Source organism: Robertmurraya mesotrionivorans (genome assembly GCF_050971805.1).
Lineage (GTDB): Bacteria > Bacillota > Bacilli > Bacillales > Cytobacillaceae > Robertmurraya_A.
On record NZ_JBPCCH010000060.1, the window covers coordinates 1 to 630 of the forward strand.

The window sequence follows — 630 nt, forward strand, 5'->3', positions numbered from 1 at the left end:
TTGGAGCGGAAGACGGGATTCGAACCCGCGACCCCAACCTTGGCAAGGTTGTATTCTACCACTGAACTACTTCCGCAAATGGCTGGGCTAGCTGGATTCGAACCAACGCATGACGGAGTCAAAGTCCGTTGCCTTACCGCTTGGCTATAGCCCAATGAAGAAAGTTATATATAATGGGGCGACTGATGGGAATCGAACCCACGAATGTCGGAACCACAATCCGATGCGTTAACCACTTCGCCACAACCGCCATAATTTAAAGTTGGCAGGGGTAGTAGGAATCGAACCCACACCAAAGGTTTTGGAGACCTTCGTTCTACCTTTAAACTATACCCCTAAAATGGTGGAGGGGGACGGATTCGAACCGCCGAACCCAAGGGAGCGGATTTACAGTCCGCCGCGTTTAGCCACTTCGCTACCCCTCCATATGAATTTAATATATTCAGATACAACGAGATTGTTCATGAATAGTGGTGGCTCAGGACGGAATCGAACCGCCGACACAAGGATTTTCAGTCCTTTGCTCTACCGACTGAGCTACTGAGCCACTTAATGGCGGTCCCGACCGGGATCGAACCGGCGATCTCCTGCGTGACAGGCAGGCATGTTAACCGCTACACCACGGGACCA

The 630-nt window shown here is 51.4% G+C and carries 7 tRNA genes; all 7 read right to left on the reverse strand.

What is annotated here, in order from left to right:
* Window position 1 precedes the first annotated feature (1 nt).
* Window positions 2-76: transfer RNA gene (locus ACRX5O_RS25230), tRNA-Gly, on the reverse strand.
* A gap of 3 nt (window positions 77-79) precedes the next feature.
* Window positions 80-154 (reverse strand) — tRNA-Gln (locus tag ACRX5O_RS25235).
* Window positions 155-174: 20 nt separating this feature from the next.
* A tRNA-His gene (locus tag ACRX5O_RS25240) sits at window positions 175-250 on the reverse strand.
* A gap of 13 nt (window positions 251-263) precedes the next feature.
* Window positions 264-337: transfer RNA gene (locus ACRX5O_RS25245), tRNA-Trp, on the reverse strand.
* A 4-nt stretch (window positions 338-341) separates the two neighbouring features.
* Window positions 342-425 (reverse strand) — tRNA-Tyr (locus tag ACRX5O_RS25250).
* Window positions 426-471: 46 nt separating this feature from the next.
* A tRNA-Phe gene (locus tag ACRX5O_RS25255) sits at window positions 472-547 on the reverse strand.
* 6 nt (window positions 548-553) lie between these two features.
* Window positions 554-629, reverse strand: a tRNA-Asp gene (locus tag ACRX5O_RS25260).
* Window position 630: the final 1 nt, after the last annotated feature.